Raw genomic sequence first — 24,124 nt, 5'->3', positions numbered from 1 at the left:
GTTCTGCACGCCGCCCTCACCCCGGCCAGGCGTGTCCCGCGGAGGGTGTCGGCGGTGCAGGGGACAATGTCCCGGTGAGCCTCTACCGCGACGAGGCGATCGTCCTGCGCACCCACAAGCTGGGCGAGGCCGACCGGATCGTCACCCTGCTGACCCGCACGCACGGCAAGGTCCGTGCGGTGGGCAAGGGCGTGCGCCGCACGTCGTCGCGGTTCGGGTCGCGGCTCGAGCCGTTCATGCACGTCGACCTGCAGCTGAGCACGGGCCGCAACCTCGACATCGTCACGCAGGCGGAGACGATCGGCGCGTACGGGCGGCCGGTGTGCGAGGACTACACGCTGTACACGGCGGGCACGGTGATGCTGGAGACCGCCGAGCGGCTCGTCGAGGCGGAGCACGAGCCGGCCCTGCAGCAGTACTGGCTGCTCGTCGGTGCCGTGCGGGCGCTGGCCGGTCGGGAGCACGCGCCCGGGCTGGTGCTCGACTCGTACCTGCTGCGGGCGCTCGCGGTCGCCGGGTGGGCGCCGAGCTTCACGGACTGCGCCCGGTGCGGCGAGCCGGGCCCGCACGCCGCGTTCGCGGTGGCGTCGGGCGGTGCCGTGTGCCGTGCGTGCCGGCCGCCGGGTGCTGCTGCACCCGCTCCGGAGACGTTCGCCCTGCTGGCGGCGTTGCTGGCGGGGGACTGGGCGGTCGCCGACGCGAGCGCCGAGCGGCACCGGGGCGAGGGGAACGGGCTCGTCGCCGCGTTCTGCCAGTTCCACCTGGAGCGCCAGCTGCGCTCGTTGCCGATGGTCGAGAGGGTCTGACCTCCCGACCACCGGCGTCGTGATCAGGCGAGCGCGTCGGTCGCCGTCGGGTAGCCGCTCGGGGCGGGGAGGATCGAGCCCGTCTCGATGAAGCGGCGCAGGTTGCCCAGGACGTAGGAGCTCCAGGCGCCGTCGCAGACGTCGTAGCACTCGTGCTCGGGGACGAGGCCGACGTGCGTGAACACGACCTGGGTACGTCCGTCCTGCTCGGTGACGTCGAACGTGACGGTCGTGCCGGTCCACTCCTGGCGGTCCGCGATGAACGTGAGCTCGCTGTCGAGCGTGAGCCAGGCGACGCGGCTGCTCGGGACGAGCTCCGTGATGCGGAATTTCGTGTAGTGCACGCCGTCGACGAGGTAGGTGAACTCCTCGCCGAGCCGGTCGGTGCGGCCCTCGATGTGCGGCTGCGTGGGGGCGGGCGGCCCGGACCACCAGGCCCGGACGTCGTTGATCGCCGTGAACGCCTCCTCGGGGGTCCGGTCGACGGTGAAGGTCAGGGTGAGGCTCTCGCTCATGCCGGCTTCCTCTCATGTGCAACCGATGTGTTGCATGTCACGGTAGCTGCCGACTTCGCAATCTGCAACCATCGAGTTTCACATCCGGTGGTGACCGCGCGGCGCCATGGACGGCGACGGGCGGGGGGTGGGAGGGTCGGCGACGGATCATCGACGAGAGGGCGTGACGTGCAGCTGAGGGTCGCGGCGTACGCGGTCGTGCTCGACGACGACGGGCGGATGCTCCTGTCGCACTGGAACGAGGGGCCGCCGCGGATCGCCTGGTCGATGCCCGGCGGCGGCATCGAGCCGGGGGAGGACCCGGTCGACGCGGTCGTCCGCGAGGTGCGCGAGGAGACGGGCTACGACGTGGTGGTCGACGACCTGCTCGGGATCGACTCCCTGGTCGTCCCGACGGAGCGCCGGCACCCCCACGCCGACGTGCCGCTGCACGCGCTGCGGATCGTCTACCGGGCACACGTCGTCGGAGGCGAGCTCACCGCGGAGGTCGGCGGGTCGAGCGACGACGCCGCCTGGTTCACGCCGGCCGAGGTCGACGCGCTCGACCGTGTGGAGCTCGTGGACGCCTCGCGACGGTTCGCGGGTCTGGTCCCCGTCGTCGACTGAGGTCCGACCCCGACCCGGCACAATGGGCGCGTGCCTCAGCCTCCCTTCCCGCACCCGTCCGGCGCGCGTCCGCCTGCGATCCCGCTCGAGTTCGTGCCGAAGCACGTCGCGATCGTCATGGACGGCAACGGACGCTGGGCCAACGCCCGCGGGCTGCCGCGCATCGAGGGGCACCGGGCGGGGGAGGCGTCGCTGCTCGACGTCGTCGCAGGCGCCATCGAGATCGGCGTGCAGCACGTGTCGGCGTACGCGTTCTCGACGGAGAACTGGTCGCGCTCGCCCGAGGAGGTGCGCTTCCTCATGGGATTCAACCGGGACGTGCTGCGCCGCCGCCGGGACATCATGAACTCGTGGGGCGTGCGGGTCCGGTGGGCCGGGCGTCGTCCGCGGCTGTGGCGGTCGGTGATCTCCGAGCTGGAGGAGGCCGAGCGGCTGACGGCCGGCAACAGCACCTGCACCCTGACCATGTGCGTGAACTACGGCGGCCGGGCCGAGATCGCGGACGCCGCGCAGGCCATCGCGCGGGACGTCGCCGCGGGCCGGGTCAAGCCCGACCGGGTCAACGAGAAGCTGTTCGCGAAGTACCTCGACGAGCCCGACCTGCCCGACGTCGACCTGTTCATGCGCTCGTCGGGCGAGCAGCGGACGTCGAACTTCATGATCTGGCAGGCCGCGTACGCCGAGCTCGTGTTCCTCGACGAGCCGTGGCCCGACGTCGACCGGCGGCACCTGTGGCGTGCGTGCGAGATCTACGCGCAGCGGGACCGCCGGTACGGCGGCGCGGTGGACCGGCCGGGGACCAGCTCGGCCTGAGGTGAGCCGCGCTCCTCGGGGTGCAGCGCGCGGCGATCACGGCCGGGTCGCGGTCGAGACTCCGCTACTTGCGTGTCAGGAGGTAGGCGTGAGGCTCGCCGTCATGGATGCCGTCGCCCACGATCTGACCGCGCTCGTTCACGGCCGCTGCGCCTGTCAGCTGCCACCCGGACGAGCCTGAGATCAGGGTGTTCAGATCGACCGCGCTGCCATGGACCCACAGGGCGGCCCGACACGCCCCTGTCGACGCGCAGGACTGTCCGACGATCCGGCCTTGATCGGTGATGTCGACCGCAGCGCTCGACACGTCGCCGGGGACAGTCCCCAGGTCGTTCGCCCTTCCGTGCGTCCAGAGGACTGCGTGGCTGACGGCGTCACCCGGGAGCTGGGACTGGCCGACGACCTGCCCTCGGTTGTTGATCGCCGCCGGGCCGGCGTGGCTGCCACCCAGGGTTGCCAGCGCGGCCATCCTCCCGGCTGCCCACACGAAACCGCGCACATTCTGTCCGTTGTAGGTGTCGCCATCCGCAACGCTGAGGCCGACGACCTCGCCCCGTTCGTTGATCCCGGTCGCGATGCTGTCTGGATCGTTCCCCAGCGCACCGAGGTCGGACATCTTCCCGCTGCTCCACAGGAACGCGTGGAACTGCGGTGATCCCCTGGTCGAGGTGGGGTCGACGACGGCCGTCTCGGCAGCGCCCACCACCTGCCCCCGATCGTTGATGCCCTTGTTCCACGCGGTGCTGTTCAGGCCTCCCAGGGTCCCGAGATCCCTGAGCCGGCCGTGCTGCCACAGTGAGGCGCGGCATGCCACGGCGGCCTCGCCACTGGTCATCGGTGGATTGCAGAACAGTGAGGTCTCGTTGAAGATCGACGGCGGGGCGGGCACGTCGATGTCGCTCCAGCCGCCCACCTGCGCCTTCGCGTTGATGCTGGCGCCCGCCCCCTGGGGGCCGCCCAGGGTTCCGAGATCGGTCATCAGTCCGCGCTTCCAGACGAATCCACGGAGGGCACCGTCACCGAGCGGGACGGTGACGCCGGTCACTTCGCCACGACTGTTGATGTCGAGGGGAGAGCTGAACGTGCCGCCCAGTGTTCCGAGGTCGATCACTCGGTACTGACCGACGCTGTCCCCTGCCTGCGCGATGGGGGCGAACGTCAGGGAGTGCGCGGGCAGCGTCACCGCCAGCGCCAGGAGGAATCCAGCCGTGCTGAACCTGCGGTCGAGACGAACGTGCATCGCGTGCTCCTCAGAACAAGCAGCTATCGCCGAGGCTCTGTGGTGAAGGTGGGCGTCCGGGGCAGCGGTGTGCCGGGCGTCGTCACTGCGATGCACCTGCGTCGTGGCAGGAGATCTGTCGCACTGTCCACGGTAGCGGGGCGCCGCGAGGTCGGGGCTGCCCGTTCGTGCCGCACGAACGGGCACCCCGGTGTCGGGCGTGGCTGGTCGCAGGAGAGGGCGCTGTCGGACCCTGCCGCTACGGTCGGCGCCATGACGCTCACGGTGGAGATGATCACGTTCGACACGCTCGACGCCCCCGCGCTCGCGGCCTGGTGGGCCGACCGGACCGGCGGCACGGTGGTCGACGAGACCGACGGCTGGTTCGTGATGGTGGTGCCCGCCGAGGGTGCTGGGCCGCGGCTCGGCTTCCAGAAGGTCCCGGACCCGACGCCCGGCAAGAACCGGGTCCACCTCGACCTGCACCCGGCGGACCCGGCTGTCGCGGTCGACGAGCTCGTCGCCGCGGGTGCGACGTTCGTCGCCCGGCACCAGGAAGGCTCGTTCTCGTGGGCGGTGCTGGCGGACCCGGACGGGAACCAGTTCTGCGTCTCCCAGCCGGAGGCCGCGGCCACGGCCTGAGTGCTCCCGCCGTGCGCCGGCGACCTCAGTCGAGCGCGTCGGCCGGCTCGGACTCGGGGGCGTCTGCCGCGCGTCGCAGCAGGCGGCTGCGGACGACCCACACGACGACGAGGATCAGCACGACGACGACGGCGAGCAGGGCCCACGGGGAGGCCGCGAACAGCGCCAACGCCCCCCAGAACGCGCCGAACCCGACGGTCGCCCACACGACGGCCCAGATGATCGCGCCCGGGATCGACGCGAGGGAGAACCGCAGGTAGCGCATCTTGACGAGTCCGGCGGAGGCGAAGATCGCCGTCTGCAGCCCGATCGTCAGGTAGGCGAGCGTCACTGCGACGGCACCCCAGCGCCGCACGAGGTCGAGCCCGCGCTGCGCCGCCCGCGTGCTCGTCCATCGTTCGAGCCGCTCGATCGTGGACCGCCACCAGCCCGGTCCGGAGTCGCTGTCGTGGACCTGCTGGGCGCCCCGGACGACCGCGCGACCGGCCCAGTAGGTGGCGTGCGAGCGGGCCATCACGATCGCGAACAGCACGATGACGGCGATCCCGATGGGTGCACCACCGAGCCCGTAGGCCTCCCGGACGTCCGTCACGCCCCGATCTTCCCCCGCGGGGCCGGTCCGGGCCGAATCGAACGGAGGTCAGCGGCCGGGTGCTGCCGGGTCGGGCGTCTCGACGCAGACCTCGTCGACGTCGTCGTCCGCGAGCAGCACGTCGTCGACCATGTCGGGGTGCGGGTCACGGACGGGCTGCGGGCGTCGCAGCACCGGACGCAGCGCGGCGGCGACGCCGTAGACGAGCACCGCGAGGACGACGATCGTCGCCCCGGGCGGGATGTCCTGGTAGTAGGTGAGGACCAGCCCGACGACGCTCACGGCGACGCCGGTGACGCTCGCGGCGGCCATCGTCCGGCCGAACGAGCGGGCGTACAGCTGGGCGATCGCGACGGGGACGATCATGAGCGCGCTCACCAGGAGCAGGCCGACGACGCGCATGGCGATCGTCACGGTGAGGGCGGCGATCGTCGCGACCAGCATCGACAGCATCCGTACCGGCAGGCCGCTCGCGCGGGCGAACTCTTCGTCGTGGCTCACGGCGAACAGCGCTGTCCGCAGCCCGAGCCCGACCCCGAGCACGACGGCGGCGAGCCCGGCGGTCCACCACAGGTCGGTCGTCGAGACCGTCGAGATCGAGCCGAACAGGTAGCTGATGAGGTTGGCGTTGCTGCCGCCGGCCACCTTGATGAGCAGCACGCCGCCCGCGATGCCGCCGTAGAACATGAGGGCGAGCGCAAGGTCGCCGCTGGTGCGGCCGCGCTCGCGGACGAGCTCGATGACGATCGACCCGACGACGGCCGCGACGACGGCGCCCGGCACCGCGAGGGCGTCCTGCGGCACGAGGTTCGCCCAGCTCCCGACGAGCCAGCCGAGCGCCACACCGGTGAGCGCCACGTGCCCGATGCCGTCGCCCATGAGCGCCATGCGGCGCTGCACCAGGAACGTCCCGACCACCGGGGCGGCCGCACCGACGAGCACCGCCGCGAGGAGGGCCCGCTGCATCAGCGGGGAGGTGAGCATCTCGACGACCTGGTCCCACGTCATGGCCCCACCTCCACGGAGAGCGTCGGCCCGGTCGGCGGCGGCTCGGGGTCCGGGTGGGCGTGCGTGTGGTCGTGGAACGAGTCGGCGTGGTCCCCGCGCGGGCGGGGCGGTGCGCCGTCGTGCACGACGCGCCCGTGCCGGAGCACCACGGCGCGGTCGATCAGCGGGGCGAACGGGCCGAGCTCGTGCAGGATCACGACGATCGTGGTGCCGGACTCGCGCAGCCGGGCGACGGTGTCGACGAACGTCGCCTGCGTGGGGATGTCGATGCCGGACGTCGGCTCGTCGAGGACGAGCAGGTCGGGCCGGCGGACGAGCGCGCGGGCGATGAGCACGCGCTGCTGCTGGCCGCCGGACATGTCCTGGACGCGCTGGTGGACGCGGTCGGCCAGGTCGACCTCGGCGAGCGCGTCGAGCGCCCGGCGGCGTGCGCCGTGCGGGAGGCGCAGGGTGCGGCCATGCAGGAGGCCCGACGTGACGACCTCGAGGGCGGTCGACGGGACGCCCGCCGCGGCGGGGAGGCGCTGCGGGACGTACCCGATGCGGGACCACGGCGCGGACGGGCCGAGCGGCGCGCCGAACAGCTGGACGGTGCCCGTGCTGGTCGGGACGACGCCGAGCAGCGCGCGCACGAGCGTCGACTTGCCGGAGCCGTTGGCGCCGAGCAGGGCCAGCACCTCGCCGCTGGCGACCGAGAGGTCGACGCCCGTGAGGATGTGCTGGCCGCCGAGCGCGACCCCGACGCCGTCGGCCCGGACGACGGGTGCCTCGACGGTCGCGTGCGGCATGGCCTTGCTCACGAGCAGGACAATGCCACGCGCAGCGCGGCGAGGTTGTCGTCGGCGATCGAGAAATAGTCCGCGTCGCCCGTGACGCCCTCGATCGGGTCGAGGACGGCGGCGTCGATGCCCAGGTCGGCGGCGAGGGTCCGGGCGACCTTGGGGCTGACGAGCTGCTCGAAGAAGATCGTCGTCACACCTTCCTCGCGGACGATGTCCTCGACGGCGGCGAGGCGCTTCGGGGACGGCTCGGCGTCGGGGTCGAGCCCGGAGATGCCGACCTGGTGCAGGTCGTACCGGTGGGCCAGGTAGCCGAACGCCTCGTGCGACGTGACGAACGTGCGCGACTCGCAGGTGGCCAGTCCGTCCTGGTAGCGCTGGTCGAGGTCCTCGAAGCGGGCGTTGAGGGCCTCGGCGTTCGCGGCGTAGTCGTCGGCGCCCTCCGGGTCGACGGCGGACAGCTCGGCGGCGACGGCGTCGACGAAGGCCGGCATGCGGCTGGGGTCGAGCCAGAAGTGCGGGTCGAGCGCGCCGCCTTCCTCGTGGCCGTGCTCGTCGACCTCGTCGGCGTGGCTCTCCGTACCCTCCTGCTCGAGCGTGAGCAGGTCCTCGACGTCGGCCGCGTCGACGACGTGCTCGGGAGCGGTCTGGGCGACGGCGTCGTCGACCGCGGCCTGGAAGCCGGACAGGTAGACGACGAGGTCGGCGCGGTCGACGCGGGAGACCTGGGCGGGGGAGAGCTCGACGTCGTGCGGCTCGGCACCCGGCGGTGTGAGGCTGTCGACGGTCACGCGATCCCCGCCCACCTGCTCGGCGACGAACTGCAGCGGGTAGAAGGACGCGAGCACGGCGACCGTGTCGTCGTCGGCCGCGGACGAGCCTGCTGCGCAGCCGGCGAGCACGACGGGGAGGGCGGCGAGCGGCGCGAGGCGCAGCAGCGCTCGTCGACCCGTGGAGAACATGACAATGATTCTCATTGAATCGAGAACCATTGTCAAAACGCTGACCAGCGGCGCAGCCCCCGCCCGGTAGCCTGTGCGACAACGCCGACCGTGGCACCCGGCCACGGTCCTCCCAGCCCGCGACCTCCAGCCGCGGGCGCCACCTCTCTGGAGTGATCGCTCGTGGCTGCACCGTCCCGCCTGGACTCCGTCGTCTCCCTGGCCAAGCGCCGGGGCTTCGTCTTCCCGAGCGGCGAGATCTACGGAGGCACCCGGTCGGCGTGGGACTACGGCCCGCTCGGCGTCGAGCTCAAGGAGAACATCAAGCGCCAGTGGTGGCGCACGATGGTGACCAGCCGCGACGACATCGTCGGCCTCGACTCGTCCGTCATCCTGCCCCGCCAGGTGTGGGTCGCCTCCGGTCACGTCGGCGTCTTCACCGACCCGCTCACCGAGTGCCTCTCGTGCCACAAGCGGTTCCGCGAGGACCAGATGCTCGAGGAGTTCGAGGAGAAGAAGGGCCGCGCCCCCGAGGGCGGCCTCGCCGAGATCGCCTGCCCCAACTGCGGCACCCGCGGCCAGTGGACCGAGCCGCGCGACTTCAACATGATGCTCAAGACGTACCTCGGCCCCGTCGAGGACGAGTCCGGCCTGCACTACCTGCGGCCCGAGACGGCCCAGGGCATCTTCGTGAACTTCCAGAACGTGCTCACCGCGGCCCGCAAGAAGCCGCCGTTCGGCATCGGCCAGATCGGCAAGTCGTTCCGCAACGAGATCACGCCCGGCAACTTCATCTTCCGCACGCGTGAGTTCGAGCAGATGGAGATGGAGTTCTTCGTCGAGCCCGGCACCGACGAGACGTGGCACCAGTACTGGATCGACCTGCGCACCGACTGGTACGTCGACCTCGGCATCGACCGCGACAACCTGCGGCTCTACGAGCACCCGGCCGAGAAGCTGTCGCACTACTCCAAGCGGACCGTCGACATCGAGTACCGGTTCGGCTTCCAGGGCAGCGAGTGGGGCGAGCTCGAGGGCATCGCCAACCGCACCGACTTCGACCTGTCCACGCACACCAAGCACTCCGGCCAGGACCTGTCGTACTTCGACCAGGCGTCGGGCGAGCGCTACGTGCCGTACGTCATCGAGCCCGCGGCCGGCCTGACCCGGTCCCTCATGGCGTTCCTCGTCGAGTCCTACACGGAGGACGAGGCGCCCAACACCAAGGGCGGCGTCGACACCCGCGTGGTGCTCAAGCTCGACCCGCGCCTCGCCCCCGTCAAGGCCGCCGTGCTGCCGCTGTCCCGCAACGAGAACCTCTCGCCGAAGGCCCGCGACCTCGCCGCCGAGCTCCGCAAGAGCTGGAACGTCGACTTCGACGACGCCGGTGCGATCGGCCGCCGGTACCGCCGCCAGGACGAGATCGGCACGCCGTTCTGCATCACCGTCGACTTCGACACGCTCGACGACCAGGCCGTGACGATCCGCCACCGCGACGACATGTCGCAGGAGCGGGTCTCGCTCGACCAGGTCACCGGCTACCTCGCGCAGCGGCTCGTCGGCGCCTGACGCCCGGCGCACGAACGGCCCGGCCCCCGCGGGACCGGGCCGTTCGTGCGTTCACCCGTGCGACGGCTCGGCGAGCAGGCCCCGGACGTCCTCGAACAGGCCAGGCACGGTCCGCGCCTCGCACGCCGCCTCGGACAGGTCCAGGCAGCCCGGGACGACGATCGTGCCGTCGGCACCGGCGAACGCGAACCCGCCGGGCGACGCCGCGAACCCGTCGGCGGCAGGACCGGTCGCCTCCAGGGCGAACCACCGTGCGGCAGCCGCGCTGTCGGCCGTCAGGCCCGAAGGCACCGCGAACGTCGGGATCTCCACGACGTGCACCCCGGAGCCGTCGCCGGCGAGGAGCCCGGTCGTCGCGAAGAGGAACACCCGCGCGTCCCGCAGGGTGGTGGGTGCTGCCCCGGCGGACAGGATGATCAGCCCCCGGGCGGGGTCGAACACCGACGTCGCCTCCAGCGGGCCGGCGAGCCGACCGGTGGATCGATCGAGCTGCACCTTGTCGGACGGGTTGTCCTTGGCGTCGAGGACCCACACACCCAGGGGAGCGCCGACGCCGTCGTCCAGCGGGAAGACCCCGAACCCTCCCGCCAGCTGTGGGCCCTCCACGTGGAGCTCGGCGTGCAGGGGCCCGGAGCCCGCGTCGTCGCTGATCAGCGAGGCGGACGTGGCGGCGAGCCGCCCCAGGTCGACCGACCCGTCGCTGCGTGCGGCCCCGATCGACGCGACCACACCGGGTGCGACCTCGACCTGACGGGGTTCCTGCACGAGCGGGCCCGTGTCCGGTGCCGCCGACGTCGGTTCCGTGGCCGGCGCGACGGTCCCGCGGTCGGGGCGGTCCAGCAGGACCGGCAGCGCGACGGCGCAGGCGACGACGACCGCCGCGACCCCGACGGAGCGGCGCGCCGTCTGCCACCGGCGACGGCGACGTCCCGCGGCGATCACGGTGGGCGCGTCCCAGGTGGTGTGCGGAGCGCCGACCGCTGCCTTCCGCCGCAGCTCGGCCACCAGCTCGGTCGTCTGCTCGTCGGTCGTGGTCGGGCTCATCGCCGGCTCCCTTCCGTGGTCGGTTCGCTCAGGGCGGCGCGCAGGACGCCGAGACCGCGTGACGCGGTCGACTTGACGGTGCCGAGGCTCACGCCGAGGTCGGCGGCGACCTCCGCCTCCGGGAGCCCCACGAGGTGGCGCAGCACGACGACGCGCCGCTGCCGCGGCGAGAGCAGCGCGAGCGCACGGATCAGCTGGTCACGGTCATGGGTCGACGTGTGCTCGTCGGGGGCCGTGACCTCCGGAAGGTCCTCCGGGGCGCTGAGCACCTCCCGGCGTCGCCGACGCCACGTGTCGATCCGGAGGTTCACGAGGATCCGCCGTGCGTAGGCGAGCTCGTCCCCGCGCCCGGCGCGACCCCACGACGCGTACATGCGCACGAGCGCCTGCTGGGTGAGCTCCTCGGCGCGGTGCGCGTCGCCGCACAGCAGCCACGCGGTGCGCAGCAGGGCGTCCGCGTGCGCCGACATGAACGCCGTGAACTCGTCGTCGCGGGCGCCCCGACGGTCGGGACGCCCGGCCGGTGCGAGGACCTCGACCGTCTCGGGCTCGGTGGGCCGTGGCGCAGGCGGTGGGGGCTGCGGGTCTCGGGCGAGCGGCATCGTGGTCACACCGTAGGAGACGCACGAGTCCCCGCGAAGGTTGAGTCACCCGGACGAGGTGACATCCGTCATGTGCAGGTCGTGACGACCGGAGGGGGAACGCGCAGGTCAGCGGGCCCAGGATCGTGCCATGACCTTCACCGACACGCTCCCGGCCCCGGAGCCGGCTCCGGCTCCCGTTGGCACAGTCCCCCTGGCGATCGACCTGCGGGGGCTGCACAAGTCCTTCGGCACCGTGCGTGCCGTCGACGGCATCGACCTGGCCGTCCGGCCCGGCGAGGTGGTGGCCTTCCTGGGCCCCAACGGCGCCGGCAAGACGACCACCATCGACATGCTCCTCGGCCTGGCCCGCCCGGACGCCGGCACGGTCGCGCTGCACGGGATGGACCCGAGCCGGGCGATCGCCGAGGGGCGCGTCTCGGCCGTCATGCAGAGCGGCGGGCTCCTCAAGGACCTCACCGTCCTGGAGACCGTGCAGCTCACCGCCTCGTTCTTCCGCGCGACGCGCTCCGTGGCCGAGGTCATGGAGCGGGCGGGCATCGCCGACATCGGCGCGCGGCAGGTCGGCAAGTGCTCCGGCGGCCAGCAGCAGCGCCTGCGGTTCGCGCTCGCGCTGCTGCCCGACCCGGACGTGCTGGTGCTCGACGAGCCGACGACCGGCATGGACGTCGAGGGCCGCCGTGACTTCTGGAACGCCCTGCGCGCCGACGCGGCCCGCGGCCGCACGATCCTGTTCGCGACGCACTACCTGGAGGAGGCGGACGCGTACGCGGACCGGATCGTCCTGGTGAGCCACGGGCGCGTCGTCGCCGACGGGTCCGCCGCGCAGGTCAAGAACCTCGCGTCCGGTCGCCTGGTCTCAGCCCGGCTCGCCGGGCTCGACGAGCGCGGCGCCGACGCCCTGCGCACGCTGCCCGGGGTCCAGTCGGTCGAGGTGCGCGGCGACCGCGTGCTCGTGCGGACGCAGGACTCCGACGGCGTCGCCCGGCACCTGCTGACCGCGACGACGGCGAGCGACGTCGAGATCACCGCCCGCGGGCTCGAGGACGCGTTCCTCGCCCTCACGGGCGACACCACCCGCACCGACGACACCACCGGGAGCCTCGCATGAGCACCGTCAGCACCTCGGCCCGCACCACCGCCGCGGCGGTGACGGACGCCTCCCGCGCCCCGCGCGCCGGCCTGCTCAACCTGCCGTTCCTCGCGATCGAGCTGCGCCGCCTGCTGCGCAACCGCCGCACGATGATCTTCACGCTCATCATGCCGCCGGCGTTCTTCCTGATCTTCGGGACCGCCGACGAGTACAAGACGACCTCCGTCGGCCACGCGAACGTGACCGCCTGGATCATGGTCTCGATGGCGCTGTACGGCGCGATGCTCGCGACGACCGGTGGCGGGGCGAGCGTGTCCGTGGAGCGGGCGCAGGGATGGACCCGGCAGCTGCGGCTCACGCCGTTGCGCCCCACGACGTACGTCACCACCAAGGTGCTCGTCGCGATGGTGCTCGGCCTCGTCTCGGCGCTCGTCGTCACCGCCGTCGGCCTGGTGTCCGGGGCCGACGGCGACGCGGGCCGCATCGCGCTGTCCGTCGGGCTCGCGTGGGCGGGGTCCGCGGTGTTCGCCGCGTTCGGCCTGTTCATGGGCTACCTGCTGCCGGCGGAGAACGTCATGCAGATCCTCGGCCCGATCCTCGCGCTCATGGCGTTCGCGGGCGGCCTGTTCGTCCCGCTCGGCGACGGGCTGTTCGCGACCATCGCGAAGGTCGTGCCGACGTACGGCCTCGCGGAGATCGTGCGGGCACCGCTCACGGGCGACGGCGTCTCGGTGTGGGCCGTGGTCAACGTCCTCGGCTGGGCCGCCGTGTTCGTCTCCGGCGCGGCGTGGCGGTTCCGCCGCGACACGGCCCGCGTGTGACGCACGGGCACGACGTCAGGGCGGGTCGTCGCCCGGTTACGGTGGGCGCCGTGAGGCGCGAACCCGGGACCGGCGACGGCCCGTCCGGCACGCCCGGCGGGCGAGGCCGGCTCCGTGGCGACTGGGCGGACGGCGACTCCGCGATGTGGCCGACGCACCGCGACGAGACGCCGTTCGCACCCGAGTGGGGCCCGCCCGGGCGCGCACGCCGGGTGATGCGGGTGGTCGGCCCCGTGATGGGCGTCGTCTGGGCGGTCTTCCTGCTGCAGCCGTGGCAGTCGGCGTGGGCGAGCCCGCCCGGCTGGGAGCGCACCGTGTCGCTCCTCGCCGTCGCGGGCCTGGCGCTGAGCTTCGCGTGGGTCGTGCTCACGCACGCCGGCCCGCACGGCACCCGCATGCCGACCGGGCGGGCCGCGCTGTTCCTCGGCGGACAGTGCGTGCTCGTCGCCCTGGCGTGCCTCGCCGCGGACCAGGACGGGCTCGTCGGCCTCGTGTTCGTGTGCGTGTCCGCCGTCTTCCTGCTGCGCGACCCCCGCGCCCTGATGGTCGCCGGAGCCGCCGCGGTCGCGGTGCTCGTCGTCCCGCGGCTCGTCACCGGCTGGGACACCATCGACGACCTGATCATCTCGGTGTTCCTCGCGACGTTCGCGGTGTTCGGGTTCACGCAGCTCGTGCTCCGCAACCGTCAGCTCCAGCTCGCGCGCGACGAGGTCGCCGTGCTGGCCGTCGAGCGGGAGCGCGAGCGGATCGCCCGGGACATGCACGACATCCTCGGCCACTCGCTCACCGTCATCAGCGTCAAGGCCGAGCTCGCCAGCCGGCTGTTCGAGGTCGACGCCGAGCGGGCCCGCGCGGAGATCCTCGAGGTGCAGACGCTGGCCCGGTCGGCGCTCGCGGACGTGCGCGGCATGGTCAGCGCGACCCGTGCCGTGACGCTGGCCGGGGAGCTCGCGGGCGCCCGGCAGGCGTTCGACTCCGCGGCCATCGAGGCCGACGTCCCCGGCACGATCGAGGAGGTCCCCGACCGGCTGCGCGAGCTGTTCGCGTGGGCGATCCGCGAGGGCACCACCAACGTGCTGCGGCACTCGGCCGCCTCCCACGTCCGCGTGACGATGACGCCGGACACCCTCACGATCGACGACGACGGTGCCGGCCCCGACGGTGACGCGCCCGCGGGCAACGGCCTGCACGGGCTCACCGAGCGCGCCCGCCAGGTCGGCGCCCGCGTCGAGATGTCCCGCGGCCCGCTCGGCGGCTACCGCCTGCTCGTCACCACCGCCCCGGACGGAGCCCGATGACCGACACCCCGATCCGCCTGCTCCTCGCGGACGACCAGGCGCTCGTGCGAGGCGCCCTCGCCGCGCTGCTCGACCTCGAGCCCGACCTCACGGTCGTCGCGCAGGTGGGCCGCGGCGACGAGGTGCTGCACGCGGTGCGCGAGCAGCAGGCGGACGTCGCGCTGCTCGACGTGGAGATGCCGGGCCTCGACGGGATCGCCGTCGCGGCCGAGCTGCGCCAGCGGTACCCGGCGTGCCGGTCGCTCATCGTCACGACGTTCGGGCGGCCCGGGTACCTGCGGCGCGCGCTCGACGCCGGTGCGAGCGGGTTCGTCGTGAAGGACACCCCGGCCGAGCAGCTCGCGGAAGCGGTCCGCCGGGTGCACCGCGGGTTGCGGGTCGTCGACCCCGACCTGGCGGTCGAGTCGCTCGCCGTGGGTGCGAGCCCGCTGACCGACCGGGAACGGGACGTGCTCGTGTGCGCGGCCGCCGGCGGGACCGTCGCGGACATCGCCCGCGAGACGTTCCTGTCCGAGGGGACGGTCCGCAACTACCTGTCGTCCGCGATGGGCAAGACGGGCGGGCGCACGCGCGCCGAGGCGGCCCGGATCGCGCAGGAGAACGGCTGGCTGCTCGGCTGATGCCGCCGTCGCCGGGCACGTCGGCGCCGCCCGGTCCAGCCGCTTCGTCGTCCGGCGAGGTCCGATGGGACACTGGTCCGATGACCACCACGACTCCGACGGCCGAGGTGCGCCCGGACGACGCCCCCGTGGCCGCCGGCGCCGTGCTGCCGCCGCTGCACATCGGCCCGCTCACCATCGACACCCCCGTGGTGCTGGCGCCGATGGCGGGCGTGACGAACGCCGCGTTCCGCCGCCTGTGCCGTGAGTCCGGCGCCGGGCTGTACGTCGCGGAGATGGTCACCAGCCGGGCCCTCGTGGAGCGCGGCGAGGAGTCGATGCGGATCATCTCCCACGAGCCCGACGAGCGTCCCCGGTCGGTCCAGGTGTACGGCGTGGACCCGACGACGGTCGCCGCGGCGGTCCGGCTCATCGCGAGCGAGGACCGTGCCGACCACGTCGACCTCAACTTCGGCTGCCCGGTCCCGAAGGTGACCCGCCGCGGCGGGGGAGCGGTGCTGCCCTGGAAGCGGGACCTGTTCCGCTCGATCGTGTCCGCCGCGGTCGACGCCGCCGCGCCGTACGGCGTCCCGGTGACGGTGAAGATGCGCAAGGGCATCGACGAGGACCACCTGACGTACCTGGAGGCCGGGCTCGTCGCGCAGGAGGTCGGCGTCGCCGCCGTCGCGCTGCACGCCCGCACGGCCGCCGACTACTACTCGGGCACCGCCGACTGGGAGTCGATCGCCCGGCTCAAGGAGACGGTGACCGACATCCCGGTGCTCGGCAACGGCGACATCTGGTCCGCCGAGGACGCGATCGCGATGGTCGAGCAGACCGGCTGCGACGGCGTCGTCGTGGGCCGCGGCTGTCAGGGTCGGCCGTGGCTGTTCGCCGACCTGGCGGCCGCCTTCGCCGGCTCGTCCGAGCGGGTGCGCCCCGGGCTCGGCGAGGTCGCACGCGTCGTCCGGCGGCACGCCGAGCTCATGGTCGAGCACTTCGACGACGAGTCGAAGGCGCTGCGCGAGATGCGCAAGCACATGGCCTGGTACTTCAAGGGGTACGTCGTCGGCGGCGAGTCGCGCGCGGCGCTCGGCCTCGTCTCGACGATGGCCGAGCTCGACGACCGGCTCGCCGGCCTCGACCTCGACCAGCCGTACCCGGGCGAGGCGGCCGAGGGGCAGCGCGGCCGGGCCGGGTCGCCGAAGCGGCCGATCCTGCCGTACGGGTGGCTGGACTCCCGCGAGCTCTCCGAGGACTTCCGTCGGGAGCTGCACGAGGCCGAGCTGAGCGTCTCGGGCGGCTGAGCCGGGCCGGTCGGGTGACGGGCTTGAGGTTGCCCCGCAGGAACGTCCTAGGTTCACCTGCATGGACGGATTCCTGACGGTCGGGCAGGTGGCACGCCAGTGCGGCCTGACGGCCAAGGCGCTGCGGCACTACGACCGCATCGGGCTGCTCGTCCCCGCACGGGTCGACCCGGTGAACGGGTACCGGCTGTACGCACCCGGCCAGGTCGCCCTCGCGCGGCTCGTCGGCGTGCTGCGGTCGGTCGACGTCCCGCTCGAGGACGTCCGCGCGGCGCTCGCCGCACCCGGCGACGAGGACGCCCTCCGGCGGCTCCTCGTCGCGCACCGGCGGCGCCTGCGGGCACGGCTCGACCGGGTCCGGGGCGACGTCCACCGGCTCGACCACCTCATCGACGACGGCACAGGAGCACTCATGACCAGCACCGGCACCCCCCGTACCGACGTGACGCCCGACGACGAGCGCAGCCTCGCGGTCGACCTGTTCAACGGCGTGTGGCGCTTGCTCGAGCAGGAGATCCGCACGGTCGAGGACGACGACCGCATGGTCCACATGGCGCACGCGTCCCGGTACCACTGGGGCCAGGTCGGCAAGCCCGAGAACCTCAGCCGCGGCGAGTGGCAGTGCGCACGCGTGTACTCCGTGCTCGACCGCGCCGAGCCCGCGCTGCACCACGCGCGGCGCGGCCTGGAGATCTGCCGGGAGCACGGCATCGGGGACTGGGACCTCGCGTACGCGTACGAGTCGCTCGCGCGGGCGAGCGCCGTGGCGGGCGACCGGGTCGCCGCGCGGGAGTGGACCGAGCAGGCGCTCGCGGCGGCGGACGACATCGCGGAGGACGACGACCGCGAGCTGCTGCTGACCGACCTGGAGACGATCCCGGGGCAGCCGCGCTTCTGGTGAGGACCTGACCTGGTCAGACGCGGCGGACGTCGAGGTGCTGCGCGAGCGCGTCGGCCGCAACGGTCGTCGCGCCGGGCGCTCCGAGCCGTGCGTCGGCCACGGCGAGCGCGCCGCACGCCGACGCGCGGGCGAGCGCCCTCGCGGTGTCGAGGCCGTCGAGGACGCCGGACAGGAGACCGGCGAGGAACGCGTCCCCGGCGCCGTTCGTGTCGACGACCTCGTCGACCGGTGCCGGCGGGATCTCCCACCACCCGTCGGCGTCGAGCGCGAGCGCCCCCCGGGCGCCACGGCTGCACACCGCGAGGGTGGCCCCGCCGTCGACGCGCGCCCGCAGGTAGGCCCGCGGGTCGGGGAGCCGGACGTCGCTGACCAGCAGGACGTCGGCGGCGTCGGCGAAGGCGCGCGGGTAGTCGGCGGTGCCGTCGTCGTCGTGCACGTCGCACCACACGGGCACCCCGGCGGCCCGGGCCTCGGCGAGCAGCGGGCGGCTGTGGTCGGCGAGGTCGAGGACGGCGGCGTCGACCCCGGCGAGCAGGTGGGTCGGAGCGGTGGCGGCCACGGGCGACGGTTCGGGCAGCTCGAGGTAGATCGACACGCGGCCGCCGTCGGCGGCCATGAGGTTCACGTGCCGTTCGGTGCGGCCAGCGCGGGCGAGCTCGCCGACCACGGTGACGCGGGGGTGGGTGAGCGCGTGCCGCACGAGCCGGGCCTCGCGGTCGTCGCCCAGGACGGTCCGCAGCGTGACGTCGACGCCGAGGGCCGCGAGGGTCACGGCCTTGCCGGCCGACGTCCCGCCGAGACCGTCGGTGTGGCCGTCGGCGAACAGCGTGTGGCTGCGGGTCTCGGGCAGTGCGGGCAGCCGGACCAGCGTGTTCCACGCGGCGGGGCCGTTGACGAGGACTCGGGGCACGCAGGTCACCGTAGGGGCTGCGAGGCAGTACTGTCAGGCGATTCCTGAAACTTGCTGCAACGAATTGCAGCCCGCTGACGGTGGTGACGATGACGCACCTGCCCCGCACGTCCGCCCGTGCCCTGACGGTTCTTGCCCTGCTGGCGGCGACCGTCGCCGCGTGCTCCCCGCACGCCGACCCGGGCGCCGCACCCGCGACCGACGGCAGCGGCCACGACGTCGGCGTCGAGCTGTTCCAGTGGACCTGGGACGCGGTCGCCGCCGAGTGCACCGACGAGCTCGGGCCTGCCGGGTACGCCTGGGTGCTCACGTCACCGCCGCAGGAGCACGTGCGCGGCGAGCAGTGGTGGACGGCGTACCAGCCCGTCAGCTACCGCGTGGAGTCCCGGCTCGGCACGCGCGAGCAGTACACGGCGATGGTCGCGACCTGCCACGGCGCGGGCGTCGAGGTGTGGGCGGACGCCGTCGTGAACCACATGACCGGCACCTCGACCAGCACGGACGTGCCCGGCACCGGCTGGGCGGGGTCCGCGTACGAGCACTACGCGTACCCCGGGCTGTACGACGACGCCGACTTCCACCACTGCGGCCTGACGCCCGACGACGACATCCACGACTACGACGACGCCGCGCAGGTGCAGACGTGCGAGCTCGTGAACCTCGCCGACCTCGCGACGGACACCCCGCACGTCCGCGACACGGTCACGGCCTACCTCACCGACCTGCTGTCCCTCGGCGTCGACGGGTTCCGGATCGACGCCGCGAAGCACCTGCCGCCCGCCGACGTCGCGGCGATCGTCGCCGGCCTTCCCGACGGCACGGGGATCGTCCAGGAGGTCATCCGCGGCAGCGGCGAACCCGTCACGCCCGAGCAGTACACCGCGAACGGGAAGGTCTTCGAGTTCGCGTGGGGGAGGGACGTGGAGGCCGTGCTCGCCGGGTCGCCCGACCTGGCGCTCGACCTCGGCTCGGGCGCGGGCTACCTGCCGTCCGACGACGCGGTGGTCTTCGTCGACAACCACGACACCGAGCGCAACGGCTCCACGCTGAGCTACCGCGACGGTGCGACCTACGTGCTGGCGAACGTCCTCATGCTCGCCGGCACGTACGGCACGCCGACGGTGTACTCCGGCTACGCGTTCGACGACACCGACCTCGGCCCCGCCCAGGACGCCGACGGCCGGGTGCTCGACGTGACCTGCGGTGACGCCCCCGGACCGGACGCCGACCTCGCGGACGACGACTGGGTCTGCCAGCACCGTTGGGCCGCGATCGCCGGCATGGTCGGCTGGCGTGCGGTGGTCGGCGACGCCCCCGTCGTCGACCGGTGGTCGCAGTCCGACGCGGTCGCGCTCGGGCGGGGCGAGCGAGGTCTCGTGGTCGTCAACGCCGGCGACGACGAGCTCGTCACCACCCTCACGACGAGCCTGCCCGACGGCCGGTACTGCGACGTCCTGGCGTCCGGCTGCGCGGAGGTCACCGTGCACGACGGCACCGTCGACGTCCGGGTCCCGCCGCACACCGCGCAGGCCTGGGACGTCGCCGCACGCCCCTGACGACGCCGGCGGGGGCGGTGCGACCGCAGTCGCACCGCCCCCGTCACGGCGTCCGACGAGGTCGCCGGTGAGACGTCAGGCGCGCAGCCACACCGTCGCGTCGCCGGGCACGGACGTCGACCCGTCCTCCGCCACGACCACGTCGACCGAGGAGTGCAGCACGACGGCCCCCTCGGACAGCGGCACGGGAGACCCGCCGAGGTTGGCGACGACGAGGACGTCCCGGTTGACGAACGCGATGACGTCGTCGCCGAACCCGTCGGCCCAGGCCAGCCCGCCCGAGCCGAGCACCTCGGCCCGCCGCACGGCGAGCGCCGTCCGGTAGGTCTCGTACGTCGAGCCGTCCACCCCGCGCTGCGCGTCGAGCGCGTACGCCGCCCACGCCTCGGGCTGGGGGAGCCACGTGACACCGGTCGGGGAGAAGCCGAAGCCGGGCTCGTCCGCGGCCCAGGGGAGCGGCACCCGGCACCCGTCGCGGCCGCGCTCGGCGCCGCCGGTCCGGAAGAACGCCGGGTCCTGCCGCAGGTCGTCGGGCAGCGCGGTGTGGTCGGGCAGGCCGAGCTCCTCGCCCTGGTACAGGTACGCCGACCCGGGCAGTCCGAGCATGAGCAGCGTGGCGGCGCGGGCGCGGCGCAGGCCGAGCTCCTCGTCGGGCTGCTCGTCGCCGTGGCCGATGCCGTTGGGTCGCGAGCCCGGGACGGACAGGCCGAGGCGGGACGCGTGCCGCACGACGTCGTGGTTGGACATCACCCACGTGGTGGGCGCGCCGACGCCGTCCGCCGTCGCGTAGGACGCCTCGATGACCGAACGCAGCGCCGCGGCGTCCCAGTGGGTCGCGAGGAACGCGAAGTTGAACGCCTGCTGCATCTCGTCGGGCCGCACGTACCGCGCGAGGCGCGACAGCGGCTCGACCCACGCCTCGGCGACGAGCGCCCGGTCGCCGGCGTAGGAGGCGAGGACGCGGTTCCAGGCGCGGTAGATCTCGTGCACGCCCTCCTGGTCGAACATCGGCCCCTGGTTGCCGGAGCCGGTGACCTCGTCGGCCCGGTCGGTGGGCTCGGTCTCCTCCGAGCCCTCGATCATGGAGACGTGCCCGTCCCAGTCGGGCAGGCCCGGCTCCTTGACCATGCCGTGCGCGACGTCGATGCGGAACCCGTCGACCCCGCGGTCGAGCCAGAACCGCAGGACGTCCTCGAACTCGGCGCGGACCTCGGGGTGCTCCCAGTCGAGGTCGGGCTGCCGCGAGTCGAACAGGTGCAGGTACCACTGACCGTCCGCGAGGCGCGTCCAGGCGGGGCCGCCGAAGATCGACTCCCAGTTGTTCGGCGGCAGCTCGCCGTCGGCGCCGCGGCCCTCGCGGAACAGGTACCGCGCGCGTTCGGGTGAACCCGGACCCGCGGCGAGGGCGGCCTGGAACCACACGTGCTCGTCGGACGTGTGGTTCGGCACGAGGTCGACGATGACGCGCAGGCCGAGCTCGTGGGCGCGGGCCAGCAGCGCGTCGAAGTCGTCGAGCGTGCCGAACAGCGGGTCGACGTCGCGGTAGTCGGCCACGTCGTACCCGGCGTCGGCCTGCGGCGACCGGTAGAACGGCGAGAGCCAGACGGCGTCGACCCCGAGCTCGGCGAGGTGGCCGAGCCTGGACGTGATGCCGGGCAGGTCGCCGATGCCGTCGCCCGAGGCGTCCGCGAAGGACCGCGGGTACACCTGGTAGATCACGGCGTCCCGCCACCACTCGCCGTCGGGGGATCCGGGGGCGTGCACGAAGGTGCCGGTGGGCAGGGTGTCGAGCGTCGTCATGCGGGCATGCCTCGTTTCAGGGGGGCGTGAGGGGAGGCGGCGTCGCCGAGATCGGAGCCGTGCGGCGCAGTGGCGCGCGGTGCTCCGGACCGTTCAGAGTACGGCGGGCGCCTGGGTGGCAGCAGGGACCGGTGCGGCTCCGGTGGAACCGCGCACGATGAGCTCCGGGTGGAACTTCAGCTCGGTGCGGGACGCAGGCGTGCCGTTGATCTCGGAGACCAGGGCGGACACGGCCGCGTGACCCATCGCGGCCACCGGCTGACGCACGGTGGTGAGCGGCGGGTCGGTGAACGCGATCAGCGGGGAGTCGTCGAAGCCGACGATCGACACGTCCTCGGGCACCGACAGCCCGCGCGAGCGGGCGGCACGGACGGCGCCGAGGGCCATGAGGTCGGATCCGCAGATGATCGCGGTGTGGCCGCTGTCGATGAGCTCGAGCGCGGCGGCCTGCCCGCCCTCGACGGTGAACAGCGTCGAGACGACGTGCCCGTCGAGGTCGGTGATGCCGAGGTGCCGCTCGAGGTTGACGGCGAACTCCTCCTGCTTGCGCAGGGCGGGCACGAACCGGGTGGGGCCGATCGCGAGGCCGATGTTGCGGTGGCCGAGCGAGACGAGGTGCCGGAACGCCTGGTCGAGCGCGGCGGCGTCGTCGGTGGACAGGCTCGGTGCGTCGACGCCCTCGGCGTGGCCGTTGACGAGCACGACGGGCATCCCGCGGCTGCGCAGCCGGTGGTACCGCTCCTTGCTGGCGGTCGTGTCGGCGTGCAGGCCGGAGACGAAGACGATGCCGTCGACCGCGTGCTCGAGGAGCATCTCGACGTACTGGTCCTCGGTGGTGCCGCCGGGGGACTGCGTGCACAGCAGCGGCGTGTACCCGCGCTCGGTGAGCATCGACTCGATGACCTGCGCGAACGCGGGGAAGACGGGGTTGGAGAGCTCAGGGACGACGAGCCCCACGAGGCCGGCCGACCGGGTGCGCAGCTTCTCGGGCCGCTCGTAGCCGAGCACGTCGAGGGCCGCCAGCACGGCCTGCCGCGCCTGGGCCGACACACCGTGCTTGCCGTTGAGGACCCGCGAGACCGTGGCCGTGCTGACGCCGGCCTGCTCGGCAAGGTCGGTCAGACGGGTGCGCACGGTTGGCAGCGTAAAGGACACGGGACCTCCTCGTCCTGGGTCGGTGCAGTGGGTCGTGCAGTGGTCCTGCAGACGGCCTGCACAGGGGCGTGGGCGGACCGCTGACGAGCCGCTGAAACCGTTGCCTGAAAGTTACCGTAACGACTTGCAAGGCGCGTTGCAACGACGTTACGTTCCTCGCCATCAGGCCAGGGTCGGCGGGGAACGCCGGCACCCGGCAACCCTCGTACCACTGGGAGACACACGATGCGACGGAGCATCCCTGTCGTCGCGGCGACGGTCGGCCTCGCGCTGACGCTCGCCGCGTGCGCCGGTTCGAACGACGAGCCGTCGGGCGACGCCACCTCGGCGGCCCCGGCCAGCGCGGCCACCCTCACCGTCTGGGTCGACGACACGCGGTCCGGGCCGGTCAAGGAGGTGGCGAAGGTCTTCGAGAAGGAGAAGGGCGTCACCGTCAAGTTCGTCCAGAAGGACTTCGGCGACATCCGCGACGACTTCATCTCGCAGGTCCCCGCCGGCCAGGGCCCCGACGTGATCGTCGGCGCGCACGACTGGCTCGGCAAGCTCGTGCAGAACGGCGTCGTCGCCCCCATCGAGCTCGGCGACAAGGCCTCGGACTTCCTCCCCGTCGCCACGCAGGCCATGAGCTACGACGGCACCCTGTACGGCCTGCCGTACTCGGTCGAGAACATCGCCCTCGTGAAGAACAACGCGCTCGTCAAGGACGCGACGCCCGCCACGTTCGACGACCTCGTCGCGCAGGCGAAGGCGGCCGGCACGGACTACTCGGTCCTCATCCAGCAGGACGAGAAGACCGGCGACCCGTACCACATGTACCCGCTGCAGACGTCGTTCGGTTCGCCCGTCTTCGGCACCGACTCGACCGGCGCGTACGACGCCAACAAGCTCACGCTCGACTCCGACCAGGGCCGTGCGTTCGCCGCCTACCTGGCCAAGCTCGGCACCGAGGGCGTCGTCAACACCTCGATCTCCGGTGACGTCGCCAAGGAGGCGTTCCTCGCCGGCAAGGCGCCCTACATGATCACGGGCCCCTGGAACACGGGTGACTTCGCGAAGGCCGGCCTGGACATCTCGATCGAGAAGGTCCCGTCCGCCGGTGGACAGCCGTCGCAGCCGTTCGTCGGCGTGCAGGGCTTCTTCATCTCGTCGAAGTCGAAGAACGCGCTGCTCGCCAACGAGTTCGTCGTCAACTACCTCGGGACGCCCGACGTGCAGCTCGCGCTGTACCAGGCCGGTGGCCGCGCCCCCGCGCTGACCGCCGCGCTCGAGCAGATCTCGGACGACCCGATCGTCGCCGGCTTCGCCGCCGTCGGCCAGGACGGCGTCCCGATGCCGTCGATCCCCGCCATGGACACGGTGTGGGCCGACTGGGGTGCCACCGAGGTCGCCATCGTCAACCAGCAGGGCGACCCCGCCGCCCTGTGGAACCAGATGACGGCATCGATCGCGGGCAAGATCGCCGCGGCCTGATCCCCTCACCCGGTGGCCCGGCCGAGCAGCCCTTCGGCCGGGCCACCGGGCTCACCGCACGCACAACCGCGTGAGCAC

General features: G+C 73.0%; 24 protein-coding genes. 13 read left to right on the top strand and 11 right to left on the bottom strand.

The window, feature by feature from the left end:
* Positions 1–74 precede the first annotated feature (74 nt).
* Positions 75–806 (top strand): DNA repair protein RecO, encoded by a 732-nt coding sequence (gene recO / locus Cch01nite_RS03310; RefSeq protein ID WP_203748541.1) that lies wholly within the window; start codon positions 75–77, stop codon positions 804–806.
* A 23-nt stretch (positions 807–829) separates the two neighbouring features.
* On the opposite strand, the gene Cch01nite_RS03305 is transcribed toward recO, so the two are convergent.
* The gene (locus Cch01nite_RS03305) at positions 830–1,321 is read right to left on the bottom strand and encodes an SRPBCC family protein (protein ID WP_203748538.1); all 492 of its coding nucleotides are present in this window, start codon (positions 1,319–1,321) and stop codon (positions 830–832) included.
* 168 nt (positions 1,322–1,489) lie between these two features.
* Here Cch01nite_RS03305 and Cch01nite_RS03300 point away from each other — a divergent pair, with 168 nt between their 5' ends.
* Positions 1,490–1,927 carry an NUDIX hydrolase gene (locus tag Cch01nite_RS03300; RefSeq protein ID WP_203748535.1) on the top strand — a complete coding sequence of 146 codons (438 nt, stop codon included), beginning with the start codon at positions 1,490–1,492 and terminating at the stop codon, positions 1,925–1,927.
* 30 nt (positions 1,928–1,957) lie between these two features.
* On the top strand, positions 1,958–2,740 hold the full coding sequence (locus Cch01nite_RS03295) for an isoprenyl transferase (RefSeq protein ID WP_203748533.1): 783 nt from the start codon (positions 1,958–1,960) through the stop codon (positions 2,738–2,740).
* A gap of 64 nt (positions 2,741–2,804) precedes the next feature.
* Here the strand turns inward: Cch01nite_RS03295 and Cch01nite_RS03290 are convergent, their stop codons facing one another.
* Entirely contained in the window at positions 2,805–3,980 is a 1,176-nt protein-coding gene (locus Cch01nite_RS03290; RefSeq protein ID WP_203748530.1) for a hypothetical protein, read from the bottom strand.
* Positions 3,981–4,232: 252 nt separating this feature from the next.
* On the opposite strand from Cch01nite_RS03290, the gene Cch01nite_RS03285 reads away from it, so the two are divergent.
* A complete protein-coding gene (locus Cch01nite_RS03285) occupies positions 4,233–4,601 on the top strand; it encodes a VOC family protein (RefSeq protein WP_203748528.1) in 369 nt (122 codons plus the stop codon).
* Between the two features lie 25 nt (positions 4,602–4,626).
* Here Cch01nite_RS03285 and Cch01nite_RS03280 read toward each other — a convergent pair whose 3' ends face one another.
* From Cch01nite_RS03280 to Cch01nite_RS03265, 4 genes are read right to left on the bottom strand one after another with little or no spacing between them, the layout of a single operon-like run.
* Positions 4,627–5,193 (bottom strand): DedA family protein, encoded by a 567-nt coding sequence (locus tag Cch01nite_RS03280; RefSeq protein ID WP_239069831.1) that lies wholly within the window; start codon positions 5,191–5,193, stop codon positions 4,627–4,629.
* 48 nt (positions 5,194–5,241) lie between these two features.
* Complete coding sequence (locus Cch01nite_RS03275; protein ID WP_203748526.1) at positions 5,242–6,201, bottom strand: metal ABC transporter permease; 960 nt, start codon at positions 6,199–6,201, stop codon at positions 5,242–5,244.
* Entirely contained in the window at positions 6,198–6,989 is a 792-nt protein-coding gene (locus Cch01nite_RS03270; protein WP_203749152.1) for a metal ABC transporter ATP-binding protein, read from the bottom strand. Before Cch01nite_RS03270 ends, Cch01nite_RS03275 begins: the two co-directional genes overlap by 4 nt.
* Before the next feature lie 8 nt (positions 6,990–6,997).
* Positions 6,998–7,957 carry a metal ABC transporter substrate-binding protein gene (locus Cch01nite_RS03265; protein WP_203748524.1) on the bottom strand — a complete coding sequence of 320 codons (960 nt, stop codon included), beginning with the start codon at positions 7,955–7,957 and terminating at the stop codon, positions 6,998–7,000.
* A gap of 147 nt (positions 7,958–8,104) precedes the next feature.
* Here Cch01nite_RS03265 and Cch01nite_RS03260 point away from each other — a divergent pair, with 147 nt between their 5' ends.
* Positions 8,105–9,490, top strand: coding sequence for a glycine--tRNA ligase (locus Cch01nite_RS03260; RefSeq protein ID WP_203748522.1), 1,386 nt, complete (start codon positions 8,105–8,107; stop codon positions 9,488–9,490).
* 51 nt (positions 9,491–9,541) lie between these two features.
* On the opposite strand, the gene Cch01nite_RS03255 is transcribed toward Cch01nite_RS03260, so the two are convergent.
* Positions 9,542–10,534 (bottom strand): hypothetical protein, encoded by a 993-nt coding sequence (locus Cch01nite_RS03255; RefSeq protein WP_203748520.1) that lies wholly within the window; start codon positions 10,532–10,534, stop codon positions 9,542–9,544.
* Complete coding sequence (locus Cch01nite_RS03250; RefSeq protein ID WP_203748518.1) at positions 10,531–11,136, bottom strand: SigE family RNA polymerase sigma factor; 606 nt, start codon at positions 11,134–11,136, stop codon at positions 10,531–10,533. Before Cch01nite_RS03250 ends, Cch01nite_RS03255 begins: the two co-directional genes overlap by 4 nt.
* 130 nt (positions 11,137–11,266) lie before the next feature.
* On the opposite strand from Cch01nite_RS03250, the gene Cch01nite_RS03245 reads away from it, so the two are divergent.
* The 6 genes from Cch01nite_RS03245 (at position 11,267) to Cch01nite_RS03220 (ending at position 17,155) form a co-directional block, all read left to right on the top strand.
* Positions 11,267–12,247 (top strand): ABC transporter ATP-binding protein, encoded by a 981-nt coding sequence (locus Cch01nite_RS03245; RefSeq protein WP_203748515.1) that lies wholly within the window; start codon positions 11,267–11,269, stop codon positions 12,245–12,247.
* The gene (locus tag Cch01nite_RS03240) at positions 12,244–13,050 is read left to right on the top strand and encodes an ABC transporter permease (RefSeq protein WP_203748512.1); all 807 of its coding nucleotides are present in this window, start codon (positions 12,244–12,246) and stop codon (positions 13,048–13,050) included. The genes Cch01nite_RS03245 and Cch01nite_RS03240 overlap by 4 nt, the downstream gene beginning before the upstream one ends.
* A 50-nt stretch (positions 13,051–13,100) precedes the next feature.
* Positions 13,101–14,348 (top strand): sensor histidine kinase, encoded by a 1,248-nt coding sequence (locus Cch01nite_RS03235; protein ID WP_203748509.1) that lies wholly within the window; start codon positions 13,101–13,103, stop codon positions 14,346–14,348.
* The gene (locus Cch01nite_RS03230) at positions 14,345–14,968 is read left to right on the top strand and encodes a response regulator transcription factor (protein ID WP_203748505.1); all 624 of its coding nucleotides are present in this window, start codon (positions 14,345–14,347) and stop codon (positions 14,966–14,968) included. Before Cch01nite_RS03235 ends, Cch01nite_RS03230 begins: the two co-directional genes overlap by 4 nt.
* An 80-nt stretch (positions 14,969–15,048) precedes the next feature.
* The gene (dusB, locus tag Cch01nite_RS03225; protein WP_203748502.1) at positions 15,049–16,254 is read left to right on the top strand and encodes a tRNA dihydrouridine synthase DusB; all 1,206 of its coding nucleotides are present in this window, start codon (positions 15,049–15,051) and stop codon (positions 16,252–16,254) included.
* Positions 16,255–16,315: 61 nt separating this feature from the next.
* Positions 16,316–17,155 carry a MerR family DNA-binding transcriptional regulator gene (locus Cch01nite_RS03220; protein ID WP_203748499.1) on the top strand — a complete coding sequence of 280 codons (840 nt, stop codon included), beginning with the start codon at positions 16,316–16,318 and terminating at the stop codon, positions 17,153–17,155.
* A gap of 13 nt (positions 17,156–17,168) precedes the next feature.
* Here the strand turns inward: Cch01nite_RS03220 and Cch01nite_RS03215 are convergent, their stop codons facing one another.
* Positions 17,169–18,065, bottom strand: a complete 897-nt coding sequence (locus Cch01nite_RS03215) for a carbohydrate kinase family protein (protein WP_203748497.1) — start codon at positions 18,063–18,065, stop codon at positions 17,169–17,171.
* An 89-nt stretch (positions 18,066–18,154) separates the two neighbouring features.
* Between Cch01nite_RS03215 and Cch01nite_RS03210 the strand changes: the two genes are divergently transcribed.
* Positions 18,155–19,621 (top strand): alpha-amylase, encoded by a 1,467-nt coding sequence (locus Cch01nite_RS03210; protein WP_203748494.1) that lies wholly within the window; start codon positions 18,155–18,157, stop codon positions 19,619–19,621.
* A gap of 75 nt (positions 19,622–19,696) precedes the next feature.
* Here Cch01nite_RS03210 and Cch01nite_RS03205 read toward each other — a convergent pair whose 3' ends face one another.
* Both Cch01nite_RS03205 and Cch01nite_RS03200 read right to left on the bottom strand, forming a co-directional pair.
* Entirely contained in the window at positions 19,697–21,421 is a 1,725-nt protein-coding gene (locus tag Cch01nite_RS03205; RefSeq protein ID WP_203748491.1) for a glycoside hydrolase family 13 protein, read from the bottom strand.
* Between the two features lie 93 nt (positions 21,422–21,514).
* Complete coding sequence (locus tag Cch01nite_RS03200; RefSeq protein WP_239069829.1) at positions 21,515–22,555, bottom strand: LacI family DNA-binding transcriptional regulator; 1,041 nt, start codon at positions 22,553–22,555, stop codon at positions 21,515–21,517.
* Positions 22,556–22,801: 246 nt separating this feature from the next.
* Between Cch01nite_RS03200 and Cch01nite_RS03195 the strand changes: the two genes are divergently transcribed.
* Positions 22,802–24,046 (top strand): sugar ABC transporter substrate-binding protein, encoded by a 1,245-nt coding sequence (locus Cch01nite_RS03195; protein WP_203748487.1) that lies wholly within the window; start codon positions 22,802–22,804, stop codon positions 24,044–24,046.
* Positions 24,047–24,124 lie beyond the last annotated feature (78 nt).

This window comes from Cellulomonas chitinilytica (assembly GCF_016862675.1).
In the GTDB taxonomy this organism is placed as follows: Bacteria; Actinomycetota; Actinomycetes; order Actinomycetales; family Cellulomonadaceae; genus Cellulomonas; species Cellulomonas chitinilytica.
Note: the sequence above shows the minus strand (reverse complement) of the source record. Positions and strands in the feature narration are given on the sequence as shown.